The following is a 1163-nucleotide window of genomic DNA, read 5'->3' as shown; positions in this document are numbered from 1 at the left end:
GCTTGATCAAAGTCATATTGCTGGATTAGGGAATATTTATGTTGATGAAACACTGTGGCAGTCAAAGATTCATCCTTTGACACCAGCAAATAAGCTTTCTGAAGATGAATTAGCAGTTCTTCGTGATAATATTATTGCCGAATTAGCACGGGCAACCGAGCATCACGGCACAACTGTGCATAGTTTTACCACAGCATTCGGTGAAGCCGGCGAGTTTCAAAATGAACTGCAAGTCTACGGTCGAGTTGGTGAACCTTGTTTGCGATGCGGTCATCCACTAGAAAAGATGAAAGTCGCCCAACGTGGGACAACTTTTTGCCCGGTTTGCCAAGTAGAAAAGGATTAAAACATGTTTAAATTAGGATTGACTGGTGGGATTGCCACTGGTAAGTCAACAGTATCAACACACTTTAAAGAGCAACACATCCCCGTGTTGGATGCAGACGTCATTGCACGTGAGATCGTTATGCCAGGTGAGCCTGCTTTAGCTGAGATTGTGGCAACCTTTGGGGAAGAGATGTTGCTAGCTGACGGTACACTCAATCGGCAGGCACTTGGCTCGGTTGTCTTTGGTAATCCCGCCAAATTGCAGCAATTGAATGCCATTACGCATCCGCGGGTACAGGCATCCATGCGAGCGCAAATTGCCGCACATGAAGCTGCAGGAGCACCACTAATTGTATTGGACATTCCACTATTATTAGAAGGACATAACGCTGCCGGCGCCGATGCGGTAATGGTTGTTAGTGTGCCGGAAGAGGTGCAAAAACAACGTCTCATGGCACGCAATAATCTATCGGAAGAGGCTGCTTTAAAGCGGATTAACTCGCAGATGCCTTTGGCTGAGAAACGCCAATTGGCCGATTATGTTATTGATAATGCTGGCACAATTGCTGAAACCTATGCACAAGTGGATGCCGTGTTAGCAGAAATTTTGCATTAAGAAGGAGCAAATGGGATGACTGAATTTAGTATTCGTCAGCGCTATCGTTTGATTTACGATGAACCTATCAATTTAGCTGCCGTTCAGTCATTGACTAAGGTTTATTTGCCAATCATTGGACGAGACGCATTTACTTTGTACTTAAACTGGGCGATGCTTGGCGAATCCACGGATGCCGCCAATCAACATGCTGATTTGTTGGATGAATTAGCCATGAGTC

Annotated in this window: 2 protein-coding genes and 1 pseudogene; all 3 read left to right on the top strand. The window is 45.3% G+C overall.

Annotation, left to right across the window (positions count from 1 at the left end):
- A partial coding sequence (locus WEIDD23_RS14290) for a zinc finger domain-containing protein (protein ID WP_278279463.1) occupies positions 1 to 346 on the top strand: 346 nt, incomplete at its 5' end.
- A 3-nt stretch (positions 347 to 349) separates the two neighbouring features.
- Positions 350 to 943, top strand: coding sequence for a dephospho-CoA kinase (coaE, locus tag WEIDD23_RS01820; RefSeq protein ID WP_010373625.1), 594 nt, complete (start codon positions 350 to 352; stop codon positions 941 to 943).
- A gap of 15 nt (positions 944 to 958) precedes the next feature.
- Positions 959 to 1163 (top strand): annotated as a pseudogene (locus WEIDD23_RS14285) (helicase DnaB); the annotation flags it as partial.

It is taken from the genome of Weissella sp. DD23 (genome assembly GCF_001579105.1).
Lineage (GTDB): Bacteria > Bacillota > Bacilli > Lactobacillales > Lactobacillaceae > Weissella > Weissella cibaria.
This window is presented reverse-complemented; position numbering and strand designations above follow the sequence as displayed.